Source organism: Gammaproteobacteria bacterium (assembly GCA_009845905.1).
GTDB lineage: Bacteria > Pseudomonadota > Gammaproteobacteria > Steroidobacterales > Foliamicaceae > Foliamicus.
This window is the reverse complement of the sequence record VXYS01000003.1, coordinates 68,433-93,343: the sequence shown is the minus strand read 5'-3', so window position 1 is coordinate 93,343 and position 24,911 is coordinate 68,433. Positions and strand designations below refer to the sequence as shown.

Below are 24,911 nucleotides of genomic sequence, written 5' to 3'. Positions count from 1 at the left end.
CCCCTTTGTGTGCCTCCTTCTCGCGGGAAGCGCCATCCTGGCTCGATTCTCGCTATCCCTGCTTCAACGTTCCCGCAAGAAGGAGGCACACAAAGGGGCTACGGTGGGAGCTACTTCCAGCGGGACTTGTCGGACAGGTAGACGCCTGCGTCGTCCAGGTCGGCCGGCAGGTACTCCGAGAACAGGTTCGGCCCGAACTTGGGCACATAGCGGTCGTAGACGGGACGGTAGAGGTCCCAGTGCACGTCCGGAATCCTGTTGCGCGCCCGGTAGGCCGCCAGCGGGATCGTCGCGCTGATCGGCTGCTCGAAGCCGCTCCTGGCCTCCGCCAGCGTTTCGCCCCCCGGTCCCCAGATGCCGGACCCGCCGCCGCCCGTATCGCCAAATATGCCGGGCGTGCCGGGCGAATGGGCGTTGTTGACCAGTGCCGTGTAGATGCCGTTGTGCATCGCGCCGGACCGCACGTCGATGTGGTTGAAGCCTCCCGTGGCGGTGCGCAACATCAGCTCGCAGCCTTTCAACGCAAATGCGCGAATCAGTTCCGGCTCGCGCTGCACCGCGGTGGTGCAGATATTGCCGTACTTGGTGCGAGTGACCGGGATCACTTCGTCCTCGCCGTACATCTCCACGTATTCATCGAGGACGTTGTAGATCGTCGTGGTCATCAGTTCGATCGTGCGCGCGCCGGCCTGGAACACGCCCTTGATGTTTCGCGCCTTCCAGTGCCGCGCCAGCACCTCGCCGTCATCGCCGATGATCGTGGTGATGGACAGGTTGTGCCCGGGCCAGTCGCTGTCCTTCACATAGCTGCCGAACACGATGAAGCAGCCGTACTCCCTGGCCTTCTTCGAAATCTCTTCGGTCTCCTCGCCCGGCACTTCGATGGCGATGCGCTGCACGTCGTCACGATTCCAGTGGAACCGAAAACCCGTTATCGGAAACTCGTGGAAAAACAAGATGTTCTTCGGCATACCTGAACCCTGTGCCATGTCGATCAGATCCAGCATATGGTTCAGGTTGCGGCGCTTGCCGGGCCCCGGGTTGGTCTCGTCGACCGGCCGAACCACCGATTGCACGACACCCAGGCGCACGTTGTCGCTGGCCAGCGGCACGGTAGCGTAGGTGCCGTCGGCGTGAACGGATACGTCTTCCCCGCCGCCGTGCTCCGCGCCCATGGCCCTGCGCGCCGCGATACCGCCGGTGGCCGCCGTCAGACCCGTCAGGGCCGCGCCCCGCAGCAGACTCCTGCGGTCGATGCCTGTCCCCTTCGTCATGGTTCCTCCTCCCATGCAATTCGAAACGAAGTTGCATTCTAAAGGCAACGTGCTTGCGGGACAGCACACGAGTGCGCACAATCGGATGCCGTGGGAATGCTCAGGCGATTAACGCTGCCGTGGATCGCCGGTTCGGCCGGCGCGCTGCTGCTGGGACTGCTGGCCGGCCCGATCGTGGCCTACTGGCTGGGCGAAAAGGCCGCGGGTGAATACGGCGACCCCGGGGGTCTGCTGGTTTTCTGGACCAGCATCTACGGCGACGCGTTCGGGTTCGGGGGCGCCGGGCTGATCTTCCTGCTGGGGCCGCTGCTCATGTTCCAGATCGGCTGGGCCGCTTTCCGCGCCTGGCGCAAATTCGTACGTTAGAGACTTCCTTGGAGCAGCTTGCGATTTTCGCAGTCGCTTTTGCACTGTCCTTCAGGGAGTGTGTGAGCCAGGGATGGCGGAACCAAGCTCCATGGATGGATTAATGCGTCTCCCGGAAGGACAGTGCAAAAGCGACTGCGCGTCGACGTAACCACGACGCTATCCACTAGGGCCAGAAGTAGGCGCCTACGCCCGCCAGCGAGGCCCAGAACAGGCAGAGCGGCGCCCACCGCCAGGCCGCCCGGCTCAGGTGCCCCCACATGGCCATTCCGCCCAATGCCGAACAGCCGCCGAACATGGCCGTTGCCACGATGAGAAGCGGCAATTCGGCTTCGAGGCGCGGATAGTCGTCCATGATCACCCAGAACGTGAAACAGACGATGGCAAGCCCGGCGAATATGGCCAGGCAACTGCCGAGAAACACGCCGAGAAGAATACCGAAGGGGCGCATGCTGCTGGTATGATCCGCCGGAAACAAAAACGACTGCTCTGCATGCGAATCATAACTGCGCGCACATCGGGCCGGGCAGGAAAGGCGACTCCCGCGGCCCTTGCAACGCTGTTGGCGCTCGGCGTCCAGGCGCAGGCATACGCCGCGACCGGCGACAGGCCCGAAACCCTGCGGATCACCGACGGTCACCGCGAAACGGTCCAGCGCGTCGTGGCCTATGCCGAGCGGGCCCACTACCAGAACATCGCGGTGGACGACAGCCTGTCCAGAGAGACGCTGCGCAAATACATCGACCTGCTCGACGGGCAGAAACTCTATTTCCTCAAGCACCAGGAGGACTATTTCCTCGACCGGTACGGCGCCCGGCTGGACGACGCGATGGAGCGCGGCGAACTGGATCCCGTTCTCGAAATCTACCGGCTGTTCCGGGCGCGCATGACCAGCTATTTCGACTTCGCGCTGGAATACCTCGATACCGAACCGGAGCTGAACACGGAGCGGACCTGGATCCGCCGCGGCGAGGACAGGCCACGTCCGTCCAGCCAGGACGAGATGCACGAAGTCTGGCGAGACCGGGTCCGCCACGAACTCATCAATCTCATTCTGGACGAGCGCAGTTACGAAGAGGCCACCGAGGCGCTGCGCAAGCGCTATGAACGGCAGCGCAAGAGCCTGTACGGGCAGGACGCCGACGACGTGTTCTCCGTATTCATGAACGCCTTCACGCACACCCTGGATCCGCATTCCACCTACTTCTCGCCACATAACTACGAGGAGTACCGAATCCAGATGAGCCGCGCTTACCACGGCATAGGCGCTTCCCTGGGCGCGGAGGACGACTACGTTCTGGTGCGCGAAGTGCTGCCCGGCGGGCCCGCCGACAAGGATGGGCGGCTGCGCGCCGGCGATCGCATAACCGGCGTGGACACCACCGGCTCGGGCGAGGTAACCGACGTCGTGGGATGGCGGCTCGAGGACGTCGTGGAGCTGATCCGCGGGCCTTCCGACACGCCGGTCGTTCTTCGCATCCTGCCGGGGGGCGACGCCGCCGGTAACGAATCGTTCATGCTCGACCTGACCCGCGGACGCGTTCGCTTGATGGGAGCGGAAAAGGAGTTGCTGAACGTCGAGCGCGAGGGGGCCGAATTCAGCGTGGGAGTGGTTCGGATCCCCAACTTCTATTACGACATGGAGGGTCGCCAGGCGGGGCTGGAGGACTACCCCAGTTCGACCCGCGACGTGAAGCGCCTGATCGGGGAACTGAGGACCGAGGGCGCGGCCGGCCTGATCCTGGACCTGCGGCGCAACGGGGGCGGCCACCTCAATGAAGCGATCTCGCTGGCCGGCCTGTTCGTCGGCCGGGGTCCGGTGGTCCAGGTGCGCGACTCGGAGTTGCGCACGCAGGTACTGCAGAACCGGCGCCAGCAAACGGTGTGGGACGGCCCGCTGGTGGTGCTGGTGGACCGGCTCAGCGCCTCCGCGTCGGAAATCCTGGCTGCGGCCATCCAGGACTACGGCCGCGGCGTGGTGGTCGGACAGCGCACCTTCGGCAAGGGCACGGTGCAGAACATCTACCAGATTCGCCGGCGTGGCGAGGAAATGCCGGGACGCCTGACGCTGACGATGGGCAAGTACTACCGGGTGACCGGCGAGAGCACGCAGCACCGCGGCGTCGCGCCCGACATCACGCTTTCGGCGGCGGCGGCGGAATTACCGCTGGTGTTCCCGAACCAGGTCATCGGGGAGGACATCGGCGAAAGCGCCAGCGAGAATGCCCTGCCCTGGGACACGATCCCGGAAACCGAGTACCGCGGAGGGAGCGTGGACGGAGCTACCCTGAGCATGCTGGTCGCCAATCACCAGAGGCGTGAATCGGAGGACCCGGACCTGCGATTGCTGAAAGGCCGCATACAGGCCATGCAGGAACTGACCGACCGGAAGTCCGAGCCCATCCATCTTGAACGGCGGCGGGCGGATCAGAAGGTCCGCCGGGCGCAAAGGCTGGCCATGACCAACGAGTGGCTGGCGGAGAACGAACTGCCGCCAATCGAAAGCCTGGAGGAATTGAGAGGTATGGACCTGCCGGACGTGGCCCTGGAGCAGGCCTCACAGGTTGTCGTCGACCTGTTGCGGCTTCAGGCGGCCTCTTCCCGGGCAACCGCCGTCAGTTCGCTGCATTAGGGCCTGTTGATCCGGGCCCTAAAACGGCGGCCGGCCGGCCGTGCGCGCCTGCATCGGGCCGTGATGCGAATCGGCCAGAAACTGCAGCCACTTGCCCAGCACGCAGTTGCGCCGCCAGCAATCGGCAAAGCCGCCCGGCGCTTCGCAGCAGGTCCCGTAGCGCTGCGACCAGTGCACGACCTCGGCAACCCGCGCGTCGTCGTACAGATTGACGATCAGATCCGGCTCCGCTTCGCTGTCGCCCTCTTCGGGAAACAGGTAGGTCATGCGCAATACCGTGGTAAACGCCGACCTGCGCTCCACTTCGATGTGCAGTTCGCCGTTCACGGGGCTGTGCGAAACGTGCCAGCCCGGCTCGCGCAGGGCATGCCCGAACAGCCGCCACAGGAAGGCGTAGTTGCGTTCGTACACGTCGATCAGCGCGCCCAGTCCCAGCGGCCGATTGCCGAGAAGCATGGCCGGGGCCAGTTGCCGGGAGACTTGAGTGAGCGCAAGCATGAGAACCCGGAATATAGCAGAATCGAAACTGCTTGCACGCACGTCCCGGCGGCGGTAATCTCCGAGAGCGCAGTTCAGGAAAGGAGGAGGGTCGAATGAACGCCGTGATCAGAACGGCCAACGGAGCGCTGATGCGCCCCCCGCTGCTGGGGCTGATGGCCTGGACCACGGTCTTGCTGTGGACGCCGCTCGCGCACACGCTGATGGTGCTGCAATACGGCCAGATGGCGGTCGTGCCCGCCTATCTCGTGAGCTTCCTCGTCGGCCTGGCCGGCTGGATCATGGTCTGGAAGGGCTTCAAGGCCGACGACCTCCCGGCCACGATTCTGGGATTCATGGGAGGCGGCCTGATCTGGCTGGGCTGGATGGAAGGATCGTTCGAATTCATGGGTCACTGGCTGAATCCGCCCAAGCTCATGTTCATGGGCGTGGAACTGTTCACCGCCAACCTCCTGCTGCTGCAGGCCACCGCCGTGATCCTGGTCGCCCTGCTGATCTGGCTGGGGTCGAACAAGGACACGCACTGCCGCATGTTCATGTGGTTCCACCGCAACCTCAAGCTCACGCCGGCGCGCCGTACGCCGGGCTACAAGCGCCAGTTTTCGCGCATCGTGGCGCTGGAAGTGATCATGATCAACTGGTTCTTCTACGTGCTGATCCTGTGGCTGTTCGACCCGCGCGTGCTCGGGCCGTTTCATCCTGCGACGATTGTCGTCGTGTGCGCCGTGCTGCTCTGGGGGCTGTGGCTGCTGTTCTTCCGCATGCTGCCCTTCCGGCGGCCGGCCGCCGCGCTGCGCTACGCGGTGCCCTGCGCCAACGTGCTGTGGTTTTGCGTGGAAGCCGGGTCCGCGTGGCAGCTCTATACGGAGCCGTGGATCTACCCGTTCCGTTTCCCCTTCACCAACGTGCTCATCCTGCTGGCGTTTCTCGGCGGACTGGCATGGTTCGTGGCCCGGCACAGGGCCGGGTCGGAGTCGCAAACCGCAGTAGCGACATGAGTCCCCGCCCATGACCTTTGCGCTCTGGTGCGTTTTCGTCGGCCTGTGGCTGCCGCTGCTCTGGGCCGGCCTGTCGAAGTGGGGAGGGGGCTACAGCAATTCCCGTCCGCGGGAATGGATGGCTGCGCAAGAAGGCTGGAGGCAGCGGGCCATATGGGCGCAGAGCAACGCCTGGGAAGCTTTCGCTCCTTTTGCCGCCGCCGTGCTGACCGCGCATTTTGTGGGCGCGAACCAATTGATCGCAAACTTGCTCGCCGCGCTGTTCATCGTTTCGCGCGTCCTGCACGGCGTGTTCTACGTTTTGGATCGCTCCACCGCCCGCTCGGTGGCCTGGTTCGGGGGAATGGTCGCGGTGGTAGGGCTGTTTGTGGCCGCCGCCTCAGCCTGACCGGAACATCGTTTTCCGGTAATGCCTGAGTTCGGCGATCGATGCGAGGATGTCGCTCTTCGCGCGGTGCCGGTCGTCCTTCTCGACCCCGTCGAGCACCTTGGGACTCCAGTGTCCCGCAAGGATCTTGACGCTACTCACATCCAGGTTGCGGTAATGGAAGAAGGCCGCGAGATCGGGCATGGCGCGGGACAGGAACCGCCGGTCCTGGCAGATGCTGGCGCCGCACATCGGTGAACTCTTCGGCAGGCAATGCTCCTTCAGGAACTCCAGCGTCGTGCGTTCCGCCTCCTCGGTGCTGATCCGGCTGTCCAGAACCTCGGCGAACAGTCCCGAAGCCGTGTGAGTGCGGGTGTTCCAGTCGTCCATTTCATACATCACCGATCGCGGCTGATGGATGACGATGTTCGGCCCCTCGGCCACGGTCTCGAGGTCCCCGTCGGTTACGACCGTCGCAATCTCGATGATCTGGTCCCGCAACGGGTCCAGCCCGGTCATTTCCAGGTCGATCCATGCCAGTCGTGAATCTTTCTTGCCCAAGTAAACCTCCCGAGTCGTTCGGGCGCGGATTCTAGCCTCAATATGCCGAAACCGGTGCCTGTTCACAAAAATTCTCCAGGTATCGGGCTGGTTACGGCCTGCTACGGCCGCCGCGGCCACATCGAGGCCGCGACCGGCGAAGAGTTGCCCTATCTTGCGGCAAGCCGCCGCCACAAGCCTGTTTGCGGCGACGAGGTCCGGTTCGAACTCCGCGCCGATGATTCGCCGGCCCTGCTGCGGGACATCCTCCCGCGCCGCAACGAGCTTTCGCGAACCGGGGCCAGGGAGCGCACCGAGGTCGTGGCCGCCAACTTTTCGCTTCTGGCGATCGTTGCGGCGCCGGAGCCCGCGCCCGACTACGAACTCGTCGACCGGCTGCTGTGCGCGGCGGCCGGATCGGGCGCCGAGGGCCTGATCGTCTGGAACAAGATCGATCTGGAACGTGGAAAGCCCGTTCGCCTGCGCGAATATGAAGCCGCCGGTTTCGACATCGTTACGGTCAGCGCGCTGAAGGGTGCGCGGATCAGGCGGCTCAGGCGTCGCCTCAAGGCGCACACCAGCGTGTTCGCTGGACAGTCCGGCGGAGGCAAATCGACGCTGGTGAACGCCCTGCTGGGCCGCGAGGCCGCCGATGCCGGCGAGCTTTCGGAAAAGACGCGCCGCGGACGCCACACGACGGCATCGGCGATGATGTACTCCCTGCCCGGCGGCGGTCGCGCGATGGACCTGCCGGGCGTGCGTTCGCTTATGCCTGTCCTGACCGATTACGGCGAACTGCAGGCCGGTTTCCCGGAGTTTGCCGCGCCGGCCCAGGAATGCCGCTTCGCCAACTGCCGGCATCGGAACGAACCGGGCTGTTCGGTGCTGGAAGCGGTCGCCGCGGGGCGGCTGCCGGCCGGGCGGCATGCCGGCTATCTCGCGCTGCTGCGCGAGTTCGAGGAACTCGCCGCTTCCGTTTAGGCCCGCGGGGCTGTCACCGGCGCAACTCCCGGATTCCCCGATTAACCGGGAAACTCGGCGACGCCGGCCAGCGCCCGCAAGGGCTTGCTCTGGCCGGTGTCGATGCGGCCGACGAACTCCCCGGTCTCCAGGTCGATCTTGAGCATGATCCCGGTGAAGATGTTGCTCAGCAGCGCGTAACGGGGATCGCCGCACGACGAGACGTCGGACCAGCCGTATTCCGGCAGCTCGTACTCGCGCATCACCCTGCCCTCCTCGTCCAGCATCTCCATCGTGCGACCGCGGGTCAGCAGCAGCCGCCCGTCGGGCAGGTAGCGCACGGCAATGGCGAACAGGCCGTCGCTGATGTCCTCGCCCGGGTAGGTCACGAGGTCGTCCATCTGCCGGCCTTCAACCACGTCGTAGCGCATGACGCGCTTGCCCAGTTCCGTGGTGTAGGTGATGAACCGCTCGTCCGGATGCAGCGTGGAATGGGTTACGCCCTTGAAGCGGGTCGGTTCGGGAGCGTTCTCGACTTCGAACACGCAATCCAGCTCCCAGTCGGCGTTGTAGCGATAGATGTTGCCGTAGCCCAGCACGCCGCTGTCCGGAACCCTCGGAAACTCGACTGTCGTCAGGTTCTCGATGCCGGGGGGCGGTGCTTCCGCGCACAGATGTTCGCCAAGGTAAACGCTGCCGTCGGAGGCGAAACTGGCGCTGCGGTACACGCGCGGCAGAAAATCCTTGACCGGCAGCTGGCGTCCGGTGGTCGGGTCCACGTGAATGACGAGGTGATCGTCGAAGGCCCACAGCACCCCGTCGCGATCGACCGCCAGCCCGCCGACCAGGTGGCGCGTGCCTTCCGTGTAGAGAACGCCCTTGGGATTGCAGTCGGCGTCGTACTGAAGAATCCGGCCGATTCCTGCGTGATCGTCGTGTGGATCGTTCAGCAACGTGCAGCCGAGAAAAATGTCCCCGGCCGCAAACGGCTGCATCGTTGACACATGTTCCTCACTCATAGACTTCTCCGTAGGAATTTTCGCGGCGTAACGCGTCGCGCTGGTTCCATCTAGTCCACCTGCCGCCGCTGGGCCAGCGCCGACGACAGCGTCCCCGAATCCACGTAGCTCAACTCGCCGCCCAACGGCACTCCCTGCGCGATGCGGGTGGCCCGGATGTCGCGGCGCTGCGCCATGCGGCCCAGATAGGCTGCGGTGGCCTCGCCTTCCACCGTGGCGCTGGTGGCGAGGATGAGTTCCCTGATCACGCCTTCGTCCAGCCGTTTCTCCAGTTTTTCAAGACCCAGTTCCTCCGGTCCGATGCCGTCCAGCGGCGAGAGCCGGCCCGACAGCACGAAGAAGAGGCCGCGATAGGCGCCCGAAGACTCCACCGCGGCCAGGTCCGAAGGCGATTCCACCACGCATAACTGGCTGGGGTCGCGGCCCGTCGACTGACAGATCAGGCACAGGTCGCCGTCGGCGAGCATGCCGCAGCGCGAACAGGGCCGGACCGAAGTCAGCGCTTCCGCCAGGCTGCGCGCCAGCCGCCGGGCTCCTTCGGGCTGGCGGGCGAACATGTGCAGGACCATGCGCTCCGCCGACCGCGGCCCTACCCCGGGCAGGAATTTCAGCGCTTCCAGCAGTTCCGCCAGCCGCGGCGGAAAGACACTGGCCGTCACGTCTCGACCTGGGAGCGAGGGCGTCCCGCCCTCGAATCAGCCCCATCGGCCTGATCCACCGGGCGGATGGATCCAACCTCTATCGTCGCGTCGAATATCTCAAGCGACGCCTGAACGAAGGGATCCGCCTTGAACTCTTCCTCGGCTCGCTGCTGGCGCCGGCGCTCTTCCGCCCGGTTTCGGGCGGCCAGAGTATCCCCTTTACCGGCGCCGGCAATTTCAATCTCGACCTTCCGAACATCCGGCAGTGCAGCCAGAAGCGCTGATGCCAGTTCCTGCCGGACATCCTCCGTCAGCAGGTTTTCGTGCGCGCCGTCCAGGCGAAGCCGCAGGCATCCACCGCCGGCGTCCACCAGCTCGCTGTGCTCCGCGATGTCTCCCGAAAGTCCCTCCAGACCCAGTCCGGCCACCGTTTCCGGCCACTCCCCCGGGGTCAAGGCCTCCTCGCCAACAGGCGCGCTGACCTCCTCCCGCGTCCCAACCTCTTCAGTCGCGTCCGACGCGAGCGCGGCAGGCGCTTCCGGCACGGAAGCGGGAGCCGCTTCGGGAGTGGGTGCGGCAGGCGCTTCCGGCACGGAAGCGGGAGGCACTTCGGGGGCCATTGCGGCAGGCGCTTCGGGCGCGGGTGCGGGCCTGGAAGGCGCGCTGGACCGCATCGCCTTCGCCGCCGATACCGGCCGAAACGCCAGCATGCGCAGCAGCGTCATCTCCAGCCCAAGGCCCGGGTCCGGCGCGAGCGCCAGCTTGCTTCGTCCCTGTATCGCAATCTCGTAGCACAGCTGAACCTGGTCGGCGGGGAGCGCTTCGGCCAGCGGCGCAAGCATCTCGGCGTCGTCATCCTCGTCCAGCACGCCTTCGCCCACGGTCTGCAGCAGCGCCAGCCGCTGCAGGGCCGCCGCCATTTCCGCCAGGATATTGGCCGGATCGGCGAGGCGTTCGCGCAACTCCCTGGCGCCGTTCAGCAGGGCCTCCCCGTCGCCCCCGGCAAGCGCGTTGAGCAGGTGCACGATGCTGGGCTGGTCGGCCCCGCCCAGCATGTCGGCCACGTCGGTCTCGCGCACCGCGTCGGCGCCGTAGGCGATCGCCTGGTCCAGCAGGCTCAACGCGTCGCGCATGCTGCCGTTGGCGGCCCGGGCCAGCCGGACAAGCGCCCCCGGCTCGGCTTCGACTCCCTCGCCCTTGCAAATGGCGGTGAGCTGATCGCCGATCGTCTCGCTGTCCATGGACCGAAGGTTGATCTGCAGGCAGCGCGAAAGCACCGTCACCGGCAGCCGTTGCGGCTCGGTGGTCGCGAGCAGGAACTTGACGTGCGGCGGCGGCTCCTCGAGCGTCTTCAGCAGCGCATTGAACGACGAAGCGCTCAGCATGTGCGCCTCGTCGATCAGGTAGATCTTGTAACTGCCCGAAGCCGGGGCGTACTGCACGTTTTCCAGCAGTTCGCGGGTCTGCTCGACCTTGGTGCGCGAGGCCGCGTCCACTTCCATGAGGTCGACGAAACTGCCTTCCTCGATGCTCGTGCAACTCTCGCACTCGCCGCAGGGTTCCGGCGCCGCGCCCTTCCGGCAATTCAGGGCCGCGGCGAGAATCCGCGCCAGCGTCGTCTTGCCGACTCCCCGCGTGCCCGCAAACAGCCAGGCGTGATGCACCCGCTCGGCGCTGATGGCGTTGGTCAGCGCGCGCACCGCATGCGGCTGGCCCTTGACCTCCGAAAACTTTCGCGGGCGCCACTTGCGCGCCAGGACCAGGTAGCTCATGGAGCGAAGCCTATCAGTATTCAGGGGCCGACATTCAGGGACCAAGCCGCCGGGCGACGCGGAAGCCGTAATAGCTGTCGCGCCGGTCGGGGGCGGCGCTGACGCGAAGCGCGATGCGCAGATCATCCGGAAAGTCGTCCCAGGCGCCGCCACGCACGATGCGGCGCCCGCAGTCGCCGCTCAGCCACGCGCTGCCGTCCGTCGGAGCGCCTTCGTAACTGCCGTTCCAGCAGTCCTCAACCCATTCGTAAACGTTGCCGTGCACATCGTGAAGACCGAACGCGTTGGGCTCGAAGGAGCCGACCGGCGCCGCCTGCTCGTAGTCCCACTGGCTGCCGCAGCCGTAGCAATTGGCGCGGTTGTCTTCGATCGAGTTACCCCAGGCGTACTTCGTCGCCGAGCCGGCCCGCGCCGCATACTCCCATTCGGCCTCCGACAGCAGCCGGTACGGCCGGCCGGATTGCGCGGAAAGCCACGCCACGTATTCCTTCGCGTCGTTCCAGCTGACCTTCAACACCGGGAGCCGCCCGCGGCCCCAGCCCTGGTCGTCGGTAGTGCCGGGTCCGGAGAACCGGTCGTAGTCCTCGAACGTGATCTCGTATTTCGATACCGCGAACGGCTCGGAAATGGTCACCTGATGAACCGGCTTCTCGTCATCGTAGCAATCAAGCCCCGAGACGCACCCCATCGAAAACCCGCCCGCGGGAATCACGACCATTTCCGGCCCCAGGCCCCCGGAAGACAGCGGATCGGAGAAGGATTCGCCCGCCTGTGGCGCGTCCCGCCGAGGCGATTGCTCTTCGGCCGCCGCGGCCGGGACAAGAAATAGCGCCGCGGAAACAACGCATAGGATGCTCCGCGCCTGCTTCATGCCTGTTTCCTCCTCCTGCCCCGTTGGGAGCCATTTTTCCACCCCTTTGCGTTTCGGCGCAACCCGGCGCCCGTTCCCGCGGGCGCAGCTTACAATTCAGCCGGGAGGCGAACCATGAGTAAAGCGAGACCTTCACCATCCAGCGAGCTTCGCGCCCGCCTGGACCACCCCGTCATCGACACGGACGGGCACATGCTTGAACTTTCACCCGTGATCTTCGACTACTTCAAGCAGGTGGGCGGACCGGAAATGACCGAGCAGGCCTTCACGGACCTGCGTCTGCGCGACGGGCTGAAATGGTACGAAATGGACCGCGCCGCGCACCGGCGCCACAACCTCATACGGCCGGCCCACTGGGCGGCGCCGGCCGAGAACACGCTCGACCTGGCGACCGCGATGCTGCCGAAGCTCATGCACGAGCGGCTTCCGGAAATGGGCATCGACTATGCGGTCGTATATCCGACCATCGGCTTCGCGCTGCCCGACATCAAGGACAATGATGCCCGGCGGGCGGCCTGCCGGGCCCACAACCTGATGATGGCGGACATGTACCGGGGCTTCGAGGACCGCCTGACGCCGGCGGCCGTCATTCCCTGCCAGACGCCCGAGGAGGCCATCGAGGAGCTCGATTACGCCATCGGAGAACTGAATTTCAAGGTGCCGATGTTCATCAACCTGGTCCGCCGCCCGATCGACGCGGTCGAAGAGCAGGCTCCGGAAATGTCCCGCTACGCCTTCTGGATCGACACGCTGGCCTACGACAGCATCTACGACTACGACCCGCTCTGGCAGCGCTGCATGGACCTGAAGGTCCCCGTCACGGCCCACGCGGTCGGACAGGGGATGCACATGCGCCGGTCGATCAGCAACTACATGTACAACCAGATCGGGCACTTCGCCGACGCGGGTCACGCCTTTGCCAAGTCGCTGTTCTTCGGCGGCGTGACCCACCGCTTCCCGGAACTCAACTTCGCCTTCCTGGAATGCGGCGTGGCCTGGGGCGCCAGCCTCATCTGCGACCTCAAGGAGCGGTGGGAGAAACGCGGCGCCAAGGGAATTCAGCAATTGAACCCGGAGAAGATCGACCGCGACCTGCTCAGATCGCTGTTCGAACAGTACGGCGGCGAGGTCCTGTCCGGGCGCGCGCAGCAGGGCGCCTTCCTGAGAAAGGTGTCGGAACACGACGGAGAAGACGATTTCGCGGCCGCCCACGTCAACAGCGTCCAGGACCTGCTCGACCGGCTGGTGCCGAACTTCTACTACGGCTGCGAGGCGGACGACCGGATGAACGCGATCGCTTTCGACACCCGGCTCATTCCGGGCGGAAGCAAACTCAACGCGATGTTCTCGTCGGACTTCGGCCACTGGGACGTCACCGACATGGCCGGGATTCTGAGCGAAGCGCATGAACTCGTCGAAGACGGGCTGATAAGCGACGACGATTTCGCCGACTTCGTATTCCGCCATGCCGCGCGGCTGTTCACGAGCATGAATCCGGAATTCTTCGTGGGCACGGCCGTGGAGGACGACGTAGCGCAAATGCTGGCAAAGGACGTGCAAGCCGCCGCCTGAACCGGTGGAGAAGCGGAACGGTCATGGGTAAAGCGAAGTCCTCACCGTCACGCGAGCTTCGCAAGCGTCTTGACCATCCCGTCATCGACACGGACGGGCACATGGTGGAACTGTTCCCGGTGATTTTCGACTACATCAAGCAGGTGGGCGGCCCGGAAATGTCCGAGAAGATGTTTACGAGCCTCCGGCGCCAGAACAATCGCAGCTGGTATGAAATGGACCACGCCCAGCGCCGCCACCACAATCTCATCCGTCCCGCCTTCTGGGCCGCGCCCGCCGAGAACACGACCGACCTCGCGACCGCGATGCTGCCGAAGCTCATGCACGAGCGGCTTCCCGAGATGGGAATCGACTATGCCGTGGTCTATCCCACGATCGGTTTCCTGCTGCCCGAGATCGCCGACGACGAGGTGCGCCGCGCGGCCTGCCGAGCCCACAATCTGATGATGGCGGACATCTACCGGGGATTCGAGGACCGCCTGACGCCGGCGGCGGTCATCCCCTGCCACACGCCCCACGAAGCCATCGAGGAGCTGGATTTCGCGCTCGGAGAACTGAACTTCAAGGTGCCGATGTTCATCAACCTCGTGAAACGTCCGATCGGCGCGGTCGAGGAAGTAGACCCGAACCTGAGGCCCTACGCGTTCTGGGTGGACACGCTGGCCATCGACAGCATTTTCGACTACGACCCGCTCTGGCAGCGCTGCATGGACCTCAAGGTCCCGGTGACCGCCCACGCGGTCGGACAGGGCGTGCACATGCGCCGATCCATCAGCAACTACATGTACAACCAGACCGGGCACTTCGCCGACGCCGGCCACGCCTTCGCCAAGGCGCTGTTCTTCGGCGGCGTGACGCACCGTTTCCCGGACCTCAATTTCGCGTTCCTGGAGTGCGGCGTCGCCTGGGGCGCAAGCCTGGTCTGCGACCTGAAGGAGCGCTGGGAAAAACGCAGCGCCGAGGCCATCGAACAGTTCAACCCGGCCAGGATCGACCGGGAGCTGATGGGGTCGCTGTTCGAGCAATATGGCGGCGAAGTCCTGTCGGGACGCCTGCCCGAGGGCGCCATCCTGCGCAACGTGGTGGAGCGCGACGGCGTCGACGACTTCGCGGCCGCCAACGTCAACAGCGTCGAAGACCTGCTCGACCGGCTGGTGCCGAACTTCTACTACGGTTGCGAGGCGGACGACCGGATGAACGTGACCGCATTCGACACGCGGGTCCTGCCGGGCGGACGCAAGCTGAACGCGATGTTCTCGTCGGACTTCGGCCACTGGGACGTCACCGACATGGCCGGCGTCCTCGTGGAGGCGCACGAACTGGTCGAAGACGGCCTGCTGAGCGACGAGGATTTCGCCGATTTCGTGTTCCACAATCCCGCACGCCTGTTCGCTGGCATGGATCCCGAGTTTTTCGTCGGTACCGCCGTGGAGGGAGAAGTCGCGAAATTGCTGGCGAGCGACGTGCAGCCTGCTGCGGCGTGAACCGGCCGATGCCCGCCTTCCGAGACTTGCTGATCGCATCGGCGGCGCTGCTGCTGGCCGGCGGCGGCGCGGCCGACACGCTGCGGCGCGGCGCCGTGGCCGAACCGAACAGTCTCGATCCGCAGGTCGTGTCCGGCGCCTCGTCGACGATCATGCGCGATCTCTTCACCGGGCTGACCTCCTACGATTCGGCCGGCCGGCTCATCCCCGGCGCCGCCGAATCCTGGGAGATCAGCGAGGACGGCCTGACCTACCGTTTCCATCTGCGCGACAACCTCAAGTGGTCCGACGGCTCGCCGATCGCGGCGAAAGACTTTGTCTACACGCTGCGCCGGCTTCTGACGCCCGGGAACCGCACGCGGTTCGGGTCTTTCTTCTATTCGATCCGGAACGGCAGACGCATCATGAGCGGGGAACTCGATCCGACCGAACTCGGCGTTCGCGCCGAGGACGAGCGCACGTTCGTCATCGAGCTGCAACGGCCCGACCCGACCCTGCTGGAGAAGCTTAGCAACTTTGCGGCGGCGGCGATGCCGCAGGCGGTCATTGAAGAGCACGGCCGCCGCTGGTCGCGCCCCGGCCGCCTGGTCACCACCGGACCGTACCGCCTGGCCGAATGGGTGCCGCAGTCATACCTGAAGCTGGAGAAAAACCCGTACTTCTACGGCGCCGACGAAGTTGAAATCGAGACCGTGCAGTACTTCCCGACCAACAACGCGGAGACGGCCATGCGCCGGTACCTGGCGGGCGATCTCGAATTTCTGCTCACGTTCCCGGCCGACCGATTGGAGTGGATCGAAGAAAACCTGCCCGGCCAGCTCAAGATCTGGCCCGCGCTCGGCATCAGCTACATCACCTTCAATAACCGCAAGCCGCCTTTCGACGACGTGCGGGTGCGCCGGGCGCTGACGATCAGCGTCGACCGGGAGCAGATCGCGGACCGGATCATGGTGGTCGGCGTTCCGCCCGCCTACACGATGACGCCGTCCGTGGTCAGCAACTACGACAACCCGGTGCCGGATTACGCCCACCGGCCGATGCCCGACCGATTGGCGGAAGCGCGTTCCCTGCTGGAAGCCGCGGGCTACGGGCCGGACCGGCCCCTGACGTTCGAACTTCGCTACGAACCGCCGGAGGAAAACCGCCGGCTTGCGATCGCGCTGCAGGCGATCTGGCGTGAAATCGGCGTCAACACGGAACTGCTGTTCACCGACTTCGGCACGCTCTACCGCTCGGTGGGAACGGGCGACTACACTGCCGCGCGGTTCACCTGGTTCTCCCCCACCGACAGTCCCGAAACGTTTCTCTTCATTCTCGAGTCCGGCGCCACGACCAACTATTCCGGTTATTCGAATCCCGAGTATGACCGGCTGATCGCCGCGGCGGAGGCGCAGCTTGACCCCGACGCCCGCCTGGCGGCGTATCGCGAGGCCGAAGCGCTGGCGCTGGCGGACTTCCCCGTCATGCCGATGTATTTCATGGTGCACCGCAACCTGGTGGCGCCGGACATCCGCGGCTACACGCCCAACTCGCGCGGCATGACCGCCACCCGCTTCCTCTATCGCGTAAAACAGTAGCCAGGGCGCCGCCCTAACTCCCAGCGGGCGCCGGCCCAAGTCGTTCTTCGCCCCCCTTCCTTCCGGGAGTGTGTGAGCCACTGGCGGCACTGCCGTCAGAGCGGAACCAAGCTCCATGGATGGATTAATGCGTCTCCCGGAAGGAAGGGGGGCGAAGAACGGCGAGCCCCGAATGTCCCTGCTATGCTCCGGCGGATGCTCGCATACACGCTGAGGCGGCTCGCCGTCGCGATCCCGACACTCCTCGCGATCGCGACCGCATCGTTCTTCCTGATGCGCGCGGCGCCCGGCGGGCCCTTCGACACCGAAGCGGACCTCGATCCCGAAGTGCTCGAGAACCTCTACCGCGCCTACGGGCTCGACCAGCCGCTGCTCGAGCAATACCGGATCTACCTCGCCAACGTGCTCCAGGGCGATTTCGGCCCCTCCCTGGTCTACGAGGACTTCAACGTAACCGAGCTCATCGCCATCGGACTGCCGGTCAGCGCGAAGCTCGGCTTCACCGCGATGCTCGTTGCCTTGCTGCTCGGCGGAACCTGCGGGATCGTCGCCGCGCTGCGGCACAACCGGCTATTCGACCACGCCACGATGACGATGGCGATGACCGGCATTGCCATCCCCTCCTTCGTCACCGCGCCGATCCTGGCGCTGTTCTTCGGGCTCTATCTGAAACTCCTGCCCGTGGCCGGCTGGAACGGCGGCGCGGCCGCCAACATGGTGCTGCCGGTCATCGCGCTGGCGCTGCCGCAGCTCGCGATCATCGCCCGGCTGATGCGCGGCGGAATGCTCGAGGTCCTGCGCGCGAACTTCGTTCGCACGGCCCGCGCCAAGGGGCTGCCGGAACGCCAGGTGGTGATCAACCACGTGCTGCAGTCGGCCGCGATCCCGCTGGTCGGCTACCTCGGACCGGCACTGGCCGGCATCATGACCGGGTCGCTGGTCATCGAGCTGATCTTCGACCTGCCGGGCGTCGGGCGCTACTTCATCCAGGGCGCGCTGAACCGCGATTACCCGCTGGTCATGGGGATCGTCATCGTCTACGGCACGCTGATCATCGCGCTGAACCTGCTTTCGGACCTCGCCTACGCGGCGCTGGACCCGCGGGTGCGGAGGACCTACCGGTGAGCACCGGCGGGCTATTGCGGTCGCCGGCCCTGCGGCGGGCGGCGAGCGGCGAGCTGTCCGGCTCGCTCTGGCGCCAGGCCGGGCGTCGTTTCCGGCGCAATCGCGCCGCGATGATCAGCATCGGCGTGCTGCTGGTCATCGCGCTTACGTCGGTCCTGGTCCCGGCATTCTGGCCGCACGCGGTCGAGGACGCGTCCTGGGAGAACATCCTGCTGCCGCCGAGTTTCGAGAACTGGCATTGGTTCGGCACCGACGCCAACGGCCGCGACCAGTTCGTGCGGGTGTTCTACGGCGGGCGCATATCGTTGACGATCGGGCTGATGACGACGCTGGTCGCTCTGGGCATCGGCGTAGGCTACGGCGCCGTCGCCGGGTTCACGGGCGGGCGCACCGACGGGTTCATGATGCGCTTTGTCGACATCCTGTATTCGCTGCCGCTGTTGTTCTTCATCATCATCCTGGTGACCGTGTTCGGCCGCAACATCTTCCTGATCTTCATCGCCATCGGCGCGGTCGAATGGCTGACGCTCTCGCGCATCGTGCGCGGCCAGACCCTGAGCGTGAAGGCCAAGGAGTACGTCGAGTCGGCCGTCGCGATAGGGCTGTCGAAACCAGCCATTCTGCGCCGCTACATCATTCCGAACGTGGTCGGCCCGGTGGTCGTATACGTGACGCTGCTGATCCCCACCAATATCCTGATCGAGAGCTATCTGAGCTTCATCGGGCTGGGCGTGCAGGAACCGCTGACCAGCTGGGGCCTGCTGATATCGCAGGCGGTCGGCCAACTCGACACGGCCCCCTGGCTGATCCTGTTTCCGGCGACGTTTCTGGCCATCACGATGTTCTGCTTCAACTTCATCGGCGACGGGCTGCGCGACGCCCTCGACCCCTCCCACCGCTAGCGCCAGGGAATGAGCGCGTTGCTGAAAATTCGTGACCTGAGCGTCCGCTTCGATGTCGGGGACGCCGAATTGACCGCCGTGCGCGGGCTTTCCCTTGAAGTGGCCGAAGGCGAATGCCTGGGCGTGGTGGGCGAATCCGGCGCCGGCAAGAGCCAGACCTTTCTCGCTGCGCTGGGGCTTCTCGCCGAAAACGCGCGCGCCGAGGGTTCGGTGCGCTACCGGGGCCGCGAAATCCTCAACGCGCCGCGGCGCGAACTCGACACGCTGCGCGGCCGACGCATCGCCATGGTGTTCCAGGACCCGCTGTCCGGACTCACGTCCACGCTGCGCGTTGGCCGCCAGCTTGAGGAATCCGCGCGAAGGCACCTTGGCATGAACGCACGCCAGGCGCGCGCAAAGGCCATTGAAATGCTGGAAACGGTGCGCTTGCCCGATCCTGAGCACTCCCTGGACCGGTATCCGTTCGAATTGTCGGGCGGCATGCGCCAGCGCGTGATGATCGCGCTGGGTATGATCTGCCGGCCCGACCTGCTGATCGCCGACGAACCGACCACCGCGCTCGACGTAACGATTCAGGCGCAGATCCTCGGGCTGCTCGCCGAACTGCGCCGCGACGCGAAGACCTCGGTCGTGTTGATCACGCATGACCTGGCCGTCGCCGCGGGGCTTTGCGATCGCATCCTGATCATGTACAACGGCCGGCCGGTCGAATCGGGAACCACGCGCGAAGTGTTCACTGCCCCGAAGCACCCGTACACGGCGGGTCTGCTCGCCTCGCTGCCCAGCCTCGCCACCGACCCCGCGACCGATTTGCCGGCGATTCCGGGGCAGCCACCGGACGCGCTTGCAACGGCGCGCGGCTGCGCGTTCGCCGAACGCTGCCGACACGTGATGGATCGCTGCTGGGACGAGCGTCCGCTGCTTTCCGCAACGGAAGCCCGTCACGCCGCCGCCTGCCACCTGCTTTCGCCATGACGGCGCCGCTGCTCAGCGTCCGGTCGCTTTGCGTTGACTACGAGCAACGCCGCGCCGGCGTGTTCGGTTCGAGTGCCAGCACGCTACGAGCGGTCCATGACATCAGCTTCGAGCTTTCGGAAGGCGAAACGCTGGGAATCGTCGGCGAGACGGGCTGCGGCAAGACTTCGCTCGGCAAGGCGATCCTGCAACTGGTCCCGCCGGCGGCGGGACGCGTTCTCTGGCGCGGCGTGGACCTGGCGTGTACCGACGCCAGGACGCTGATGAAACTGCGCAGCGAACTGCAGATCGTGTTTCAGGATCCGCTGTCGGCCCTGAATCCGCGCATGCCGGTCGGCGAGATCGTCGCCGAGCCGCTGCGCGTGCATGCGGCGGACATGTCCGCGCAGGAGCGCCAGGCTACGGTAGCGGACATGTTCGAACGGGTGGGCCTGCGACCCGAAATGACCGGCCGCTATCCCAACGAGTTCAGCTCCGGCCAATGCCAGCGCATCAGCATTGCGCGCGCCATGATCACGGGGCCGAAGCTGCTGGTCTGCGACGAACCGGTCAGCGCGCTCGACGTGTCCATACAGGCGCAGATCTGCAACCTGCTCCGCCGGCTGCAGCGCGAGACCGGCATCGCGATCCTTTTCATCAGCCACGACCTGTCGGTGCTGCGCTACATGTCGCACCGCGTGTTGGTGCTGTATCTCGGCCGGCTCATGGAAATCGCCCCGCGTGACGAGCTGTTCGAAAACCCCCGGCACCCCTACAGCCGGGCTTTGATCGACGCGATCCCCGAGGCCGACCCCGACCGCGGCCCGCTCGACATGGCCGGCGGCCTGCCCGGCGAAATCCCCTCGGCGCTGGACCCGCCGTCGGGCTGCGTTTTCCGAACGCGCTGCCCGATCGCCACGCCCGAATGCGCGCTGAAGCGGCCACCCCGCGAGAACGTCTCGGCCTCGCATCGCGTCGCCTGCCATCACTGGCGCGATGCGCATGCCCAGCCGCGTCAGTAGCGGATAAGATGGCGCGCCATGAGCACTCTGGAGACGCTCGCCCGGCAGATCTTCGACTCGCAGCCCTTCACCAGGCATTTGGGGGCCTCGCTGGAATCGGTCGGGCCCGACAGCGCGGAAATCGCCCTGGCGATCACCGATGAGCTGACCCAGCAGCACGGCTTCGCCCACGGTGGCGTCATCAGCTACCTGGCCGACAATGCGATGGCCTTCGCGGGCGGCCTTGCGCTCGGCGACGACGCGCTGATGGCGGAATTCAAGATCAACTTCGTCCGGCCCGCCGTGGGCGGCCGGCTGATCGCACGCGCGCGCACGACGGCCCTGAGCAAGCGCCAGGCCGTGTGCCAGGGCAAGGTCTTCGCGGTGTCCGGCGACGGCGGGGAAACGCTTTGCGCGGTTGCCCAGGGCACCGTCGTCGCGGCTTCAACGGAAAAATAGGTCGAACACGCAGGCGGGGGGATGTCGAGAAGGATTGCCATCATCGGCGGGGGAGTCTCGGGGCTGGGAGCCGCGTGGGCGCTCAGCCGGCATCCCGACCGGTTCGATTTCCGGCTCTACGAAGCGCAGGCCCGGCTGGGCGGCAACGCCATTACCGCCGACATGCCGCAGGACGACGGCAGCTCGATTCCGTTCGACATCTCCGTCACCGCGCTGATCCCCTCCGTTTACCAACACATCCTGCTGGTCATGCAGCAATACGGCATCGACCTGATCGACACCCGGTTCAGCTACAGCGTCAGGTATCGCGGCGGCGTCTATGCGCACGATTTCGACTCCGACGTCCGCCGCGAGCTGCAGCCGGAAATCGAGAAGTTCCAGAAGCTCTTGAAGCGTCTGCACTGGTTCGGCCGGGTCAACAACACCCGGTCCAGGCTGCTCAACCTGCTGAACCCGTTCAACTACGTCAGCATGGGCACGGTGCTCAACTGGGGCCGGTTCTCGGGCGACTTCCGCTACAAGATCCTGAAGCCCATGTTCGTCAACTTCCTGATGGCGACGAACGTGTTCGACATGCCCGCGTCGCTGTTCTCCCGCTACCTGCAGTTCTTCGATATCGAGGCCGCGACGCCGATGAAGACCTGGGACCAGGGCACGCGGCGCATCTACGAGGCGCTTTCAGGCGGATTCAAGGACAAAATTTACCTGAACCGGCCGGTCCGGAAGGTGTACCGGCGCCTCTCGCACGTCCTGGTCGAGGACGAAAACGGCGAGACGGAGAAGTTCGACGACGTGGTCTTCGCCTGTAATGCGAACCAGACGCTGATGATTCTGGACGCCCCGACCTACCTGGAAAACTCGATCCTCTCGTCGATACGTTACGAGAGCGAACTGCACAACCACACCGTCGTGCATTCGGACGCGTCGGTCCTGCCCGACAGCGACGTGGAGGCGCTGGCCACGCGCAGCAACCACATCGAGCAGTACGGCGCGCGCCCCGACAACTACGAAATCACCTACATCATGCACAACCAGCAGCCCTGGGCGAAACGCTCGGACAAGCCCTGCCTGGTGACCTACAACGCGATCAGCCCGATCGACGAAAGCAAGATCGTCAAAAGGTGGTGGTTCCAGCACGTCGTCCACGACGTGCGCCACATCGCCGTTCTGATCCAGTTGTTCCGCTTCATCCAAGGCAAGCGGCGAAGCTGGCACTGCGGCGCCCACACGCTGATCAACAGCCAGGAAACCTGCTTCGTGACCGGCCTGATCGCGGCCAGGCAACTCGGCGCCGACTACCCCTTCGAAGACCCCGAAGCGAAAAAGTGGTTCAACTTCTACGGCCGCATGCAGTACGGCTGGCGGTTCAGGAAAGCCTGATCCCGCTTCCAGCGCCCTCCCTGGGAGCGAGGGCATGACCCTCGCGGCGTCTCGCCTTCCCCGAGGGCGGGACGCCCTCCCGCCCGGGGTTAGAAGGACGCCCTTACGCGCACGCCGAATTCCCGCTTCGGGTAACCCGCCGTGAAAGCCTTGCGGCTGCCGCCGGGACCGGTAGTCGTTCCGTTCGTGTTGGGCAGGACCTTGTTATCGGTGAGATTGGTGCCGAAAACCTCAACAGTGGTGTTGTCCATCAAGTCGAATCCCACGCGGGCATTGATTCTGAATAATGACTTCGTCCGATTCCACTCCGAGTAGTCCGCCCACTTCGGGCTCTCGTAGAAGAAATCGGTCCGAAAGTAGAACTCCCGTCCTGCGAAGTTGCCGATCATCGTGGGGCTCAGGGACGCCGTCCACTTCGGTGTATTGCGCGCCTCATTGTCATCGTTGACGACGGACAGGGTGCCCGATCCGAGCACTGCAAACTCGTTCGAGCCACGAGAGGAAAACGATGCCATGATCGCATCCACATATGTGAGCGTTCCCCGAATGCTCAACCAGTCGGTCAGATTGCCTTGCGCTTCGAGGTCAATACCCGTGTATTCCGAATTACCCGGCCCGCGATAGGACGAAGTCCCGCCTGTTGGAAGCAGAATGACCGATGCGAACGGCTGATTCTTCCAGTCAATGTAGAAGACCGCAGCGGTAAAGGCCCAGTTCTCCGTCTGCTGCTTCCAGCCGATTTCGTACTGGGTGTTCTCCTGGGGCGGCGTGTGCAGGCCCAGTGCCTCCAGCTGGTCGTCAGGGATGATTTCCGGTGCAACACTGTTGATGAACCCGGCCTGGGTCGCCACGCCCAGCAGGGAACTGTACGAGTAGCTGAAGTAGGTGGTGGCCCCTTCAAACGGCTGGTAGCTGAAAATCACCCTGGGGATGAAATCGGTGTATTCGTTCGTTTCGTTGCACACGGGCGAGAATCCGCCGCATTGGCCGCTCGGGTTTCCCTCCAGGACTGCCACGGATTGTTCATCTGTGTAGCGGGCTTCCACCGACACTGTGAGGTCCTCGGTGAGGTCGTAGTCCACCGATGCAAACAAAGCCGTGGTCCCATTGTCCTGGAAGTCCACCGTTGCGGTAGTGGTGGCCGGATCCAGCTGCGTCAAAGTTGGGACATTGCCAAGCCGATAGCGCTGGTCATAGTCGCTGACGCCGACGAGATACCGCAATCTCCGGTCCTGCGGGGAAGCGATCCGGGCCTCGTAGTAGGTTTCCTGGGTGGCAATGTTGTTGCCGAGCGCAAAGACTGTGCCGGGTATTGTTGCAACGCCATACCAGAAATCGACGTAGTTGAGGGTTCCCGTATCCGCCCTTGAGGCCTGGAATGAAAGTGTGTGGTCGGCGACGTCATACTCGCCGCTCAATTGAACACGGTAGGTCCGGTTGAAGCCGCCCAGCTTGCCTGGCGGGTTTTTGAGGATGTCGAATTCCCTGAGCAGAGGGTGAAGTTCGGTGAGGGAACGACCCAGGAATATCTGGCCACCTGGGAAGTAGCCCTCAGGAGTCCTGGTTGCGCCGAACACGAGGTTCTCACCATCGGGATAATCGCCGCACCATAAGTGAGATCCGGTGAAATCGGTGCTGATATTTCGGGTGAACGGAGTCCTTTGGCCCGTGGCTGGATTCAGATACTCGCCCGTATAGGTCCTGTTGCATTCGCTGGTCGGAGTGCCGTGAAGCCTGGAATCGACACCACCGTTGACGCCGCCATCCTCTGCGTCCACGTAGTATCCGGTGAGTTTCACGCGGAAGTCTTCGGTGACGTCAATGGTCAGCGTGCCGTTGAAGGTGAGGTCCTTCTGAACGCCGAATGGCGTGCCGTCCTGAAAATTGAAATCGCCGGCATTCTGCTCGTAACCGGCATACAGGCGCAGGCCCACTCGGTCCGAGATCGGGCCGCCTATACCGATGCCAACGATGTACTCGTCGTGCTGCGACGGCGAATACTGAAGCGTAAGATCCGCTTCCCACTCGTCGCCGGGAAGCCTGGGAATGTAGTTGATGGCGCCGGAAAACGTGTTGCGCCCGAAGTACGCAGTTTGCGGGCCCTTGATCACTTCGACGCGCTCCACGTCCGTGATCGGAAGAAATCCACCGCCGGCCGCGATGTACGACCCGTCCCAGAACAGGGCGCCCACCTGGGTCGAGGGCGTAATGATCTGCTGGTTCATTCCGCGGACGCGGATTTGCGGATTGACGCGTCCGGCCGTAGCCGTCACCCCATGAAAGTCCAGACCCGGAATGAACTTCGACAGCTCATGGAAGTCGCCGATGCCCGCCTGGTCCAACTGATCCTGCGAAAATGCCGATACCGAGATCGGGATCTCGTAGATGTTCTCTTCGCGCTTCCGCGCGGTAACGACGATTTCCTCCAGCGACAGTTCCTGCGCCGATACGCTTTGCGCCACCGGCAACGCCATCAAAGCCATAATCGACGAAGCAAGCAGATTTCGTGACTTCATAGG

The 24,911-nt window shown here is 64.8% G+C and carries 23 protein-coding genes; 14 read left to right on the top strand and 9 right to left on the bottom strand.

Annotation, left to right across the window (positions count from 1 at the left end):
• Positions 1-110: 110 nt before the first annotated feature.
• Positions 111-1,274, bottom strand: coding sequence for a hypothetical protein (locus F4036_00500; GenBank protein MYK36222.1), 1,164 nt, complete (start codon positions 1,272-1,274; stop codon positions 111-113).
• A 96-nt stretch (positions 1,275-1,370) separates the two neighbouring features.
• On the opposite strand from F4036_00500, the gene F4036_00495 reads away from it, so the two are divergent.
• Positions 1,371-1,640, top strand: a complete 270-nt coding sequence (locus tag F4036_00495; protein ID MYK36221.1) for a hypothetical protein — start codon at positions 1,371-1,373, stop codon at positions 1,638-1,640.
• Between the two features lie 166 nt (positions 1,641-1,806).
• Here the strand turns inward: F4036_00495 and F4036_00490 are convergent, their stop codons facing one another.
• Positions 1,807-2,091 (bottom strand): hypothetical protein, encoded by a 285-nt coding sequence (locus tag F4036_00490; GenBank protein MYK36220.1) that lies wholly within the window; start codon positions 2,089-2,091, stop codon positions 1,807-1,809.
• A 9-nt stretch (positions 2,092-2,100) separates the two neighbouring features.
• Here F4036_00490 and F4036_00485 point away from each other — a divergent pair, with 9 nt between their 5' ends.
• Positions 2,101-4,272: a tail-specific protease gene (locus tag F4036_00485; GenBank protein MYK36219.1), complete on the top strand. Its 2,172-nt coding sequence runs from the start codon at positions 2,101-2,103 to the stop codon at positions 4,270-4,272.
• An 18-nt stretch (positions 4,273-4,290) separates the two neighbouring features.
• Here the strand turns inward: F4036_00485 and F4036_00480 are convergent, their stop codons facing one another.
• Positions 4,291-4,770: a DUF1249 domain-containing protein gene (locus tag F4036_00480; protein ID MYK36218.1), complete on the bottom strand. Its 480-nt coding sequence runs from the start codon at positions 4,768-4,770 to the stop codon at positions 4,291-4,293.
• Positions 4,771-4,865: 95 nt separating this feature from the next.
• Here F4036_00480 and F4036_00475 point away from each other — a divergent pair, with 95 nt between their 5' ends.
• Positions 4,866-5,768 (top strand): hypothetical protein, encoded by a 903-nt coding sequence (locus F4036_00475; GenBank protein MYK36217.1) that lies wholly within the window; start codon positions 4,866-4,868, stop codon positions 5,766-5,768.
• Between the two features lie 10 nt (positions 5,769-5,778).
• Positions 5,779-6,156 (top strand): hypothetical protein, encoded by a 378-nt coding sequence (locus F4036_00470; GenBank protein ID MYK36216.1) that lies wholly within the window; start codon positions 5,779-5,781, stop codon positions 6,154-6,156.
• On the opposite strand, the gene F4036_00465 is transcribed toward F4036_00470, so the two are convergent.
• Complete coding sequence (locus tag F4036_00465; GenBank protein ID MYK36215.1) at positions 6,148-6,696, bottom strand: oligoribonuclease; 549 nt, start codon at positions 6,694-6,696, stop codon at positions 6,148-6,150. The genes F4036_00470 and F4036_00465 overlap by 9 nt on opposite strands.
• A 42-nt stretch (positions 6,697-6,738) precedes the next feature.
• On the opposite strand from F4036_00465, the gene rsgA reads away from it, so the two are divergent.
• Positions 6,739-7,656, top strand: a complete 918-nt coding sequence (gene rsgA / locus F4036_00460) for a ribosome small subunit-dependent GTPase A (GenBank protein ID MYK36214.1) — start codon at positions 6,739-6,741, stop codon at positions 7,654-7,656.
• Positions 7,657-7,697: 41 nt separating this feature from the next.
• Here rsgA and F4036_00455 read toward each other — a convergent pair whose 3' ends face one another.
• From F4036_00455 to F4036_00440, 4 genes are read right to left on the bottom strand one after another with little or no spacing between them, the layout of a single operon-like run.
• Positions 7,698-8,654 carry an SMP-30/gluconolactonase/LRE family protein gene (locus F4036_00455; protein MYK36213.1) on the bottom strand — a complete coding sequence of 319 codons (957 nt, stop codon included), beginning with the start codon at positions 8,652-8,654 and terminating at the stop codon, positions 7,698-7,700.
• Between the two features lie 50 nt (positions 8,655-8,704).
• The gene (gene recR, locus F4036_00450; protein ID MYK36212.1) at positions 8,705-9,313 is read right to left on the bottom strand and encodes a recombination protein RecR; all 609 of its coding nucleotides are present in this window, start codon (positions 9,311-9,313) and stop codon (positions 8,705-8,707) included.
• Positions 9,310-11,067 carry a DNA polymerase III subunit gamma/tau gene (gene dnaX / locus F4036_00445; GenBank protein MYK36211.1) on the bottom strand — a complete coding sequence of 586 codons (1,758 nt, stop codon included), beginning with the start codon at positions 11,065-11,067 and terminating at the stop codon, positions 9,310-9,312. Before dnaX ends, recR begins: the two co-directional genes overlap by 4 nt.
• Positions 11,068-11,101: 34 nt before the next feature.
• Positions 11,102-11,938, bottom strand: coding sequence for a formylglycine-generating enzyme family protein (locus F4036_00440; GenBank protein MYK36210.1), 837 nt, complete (start codon positions 11,936-11,938; stop codon positions 11,102-11,104).
• Positions 11,939-12,052: 114 nt separating this feature from the next.
• Between F4036_00440 and F4036_00435 the strand changes: the two genes are divergently transcribed.
• From F4036_00435 to F4036_00395, 9 genes are all read left to right on the top strand, one after another.
• A complete protein-coding gene (locus F4036_00435; protein ID MYK36209.1) occupies positions 12,053-13,510 on the top strand; it encodes an amidohydrolase family protein in 1,458 nt (485 codons plus the stop codon).
• A gap of 23 nt (positions 13,511-13,533) precedes the next feature.
• Positions 13,534-14,994, top strand: a complete 1,461-nt coding sequence (locus tag F4036_00430; GenBank protein ID MYK36208.1) for an amidohydrolase family protein — start codon at positions 13,534-13,536, stop codon at positions 14,992-14,994.
• Positions 14,995-15,002: 8 nt separating this feature from the next.
• Positions 15,003-16,571 (top strand): peptide ABC transporter substrate-binding protein, encoded by a 1,569-nt coding sequence (locus tag F4036_00425; GenBank protein MYK36207.1) that lies wholly within the window; start codon positions 15,003-15,005, stop codon positions 16,569-16,571.
• 195 nt (positions 16,572-16,766) lie between these two features.
• Positions 16,767-17,696, top strand: coding sequence for an ABC transporter permease subunit (locus F4036_00420; protein ID MYK36206.1), 930 nt, complete (start codon positions 16,767-16,769; stop codon positions 17,694-17,696).
• A 53-nt stretch (positions 17,697-17,749) separates the two neighbouring features.
• Positions 17,750-18,598, top strand: coding sequence for an ABC transporter permease subunit (locus F4036_00415; GenBank protein MYK36205.1), 849 nt, complete (start codon positions 17,750-17,752; stop codon positions 18,596-18,598).
• A 9-nt stretch (positions 18,599-18,607) separates the two neighbouring features.
• Positions 18,608-19,573 (top strand): ABC transporter ATP-binding protein, encoded by a 966-nt coding sequence (locus F4036_00410; protein ID MYK36204.1) that lies wholly within the window; start codon positions 18,608-18,610, stop codon positions 19,571-19,573.
• On the top strand, positions 19,570-20,574 hold the full coding sequence (locus F4036_00405; GenBank protein MYK36203.1) for an ATP-binding cassette domain-containing protein: 1,005 nt from the start codon (positions 19,570-19,572) through the stop codon (positions 20,572-20,574). Before F4036_00410 ends, F4036_00405 begins: the two co-directional genes overlap by 4 nt.
• Positions 20,575-20,592: 18 nt before the next feature.
• A complete protein-coding gene (locus tag F4036_00400; protein ID MYK36202.1) occupies positions 20,593-21,012 on the top strand; it encodes a PaaI family thioesterase in 420 nt (139 codons plus the stop codon).
• Positions 21,013-21,033: 21 nt separating this feature from the next.
• Entirely contained in the window at positions 21,034-22,392 is a 1,359-nt protein-coding gene (locus F4036_00395; GenBank protein ID MYK36201.1) for an NAD(P)-binding protein, read from the top strand.
• 89 nt (positions 22,393-22,481) lie between these two features.
• On the opposite strand, the gene F4036_00390 is transcribed toward F4036_00395, so the two are convergent.
• Complete coding sequence (locus F4036_00390; GenBank protein ID MYK36200.1) at positions 22,482-24,908, bottom strand: TonB-dependent receptor; 2,427 nt, start codon at positions 24,906-24,908, stop codon at positions 22,482-22,484.
• Positions 24,909-24,911 lie beyond the last annotated feature (3 nt).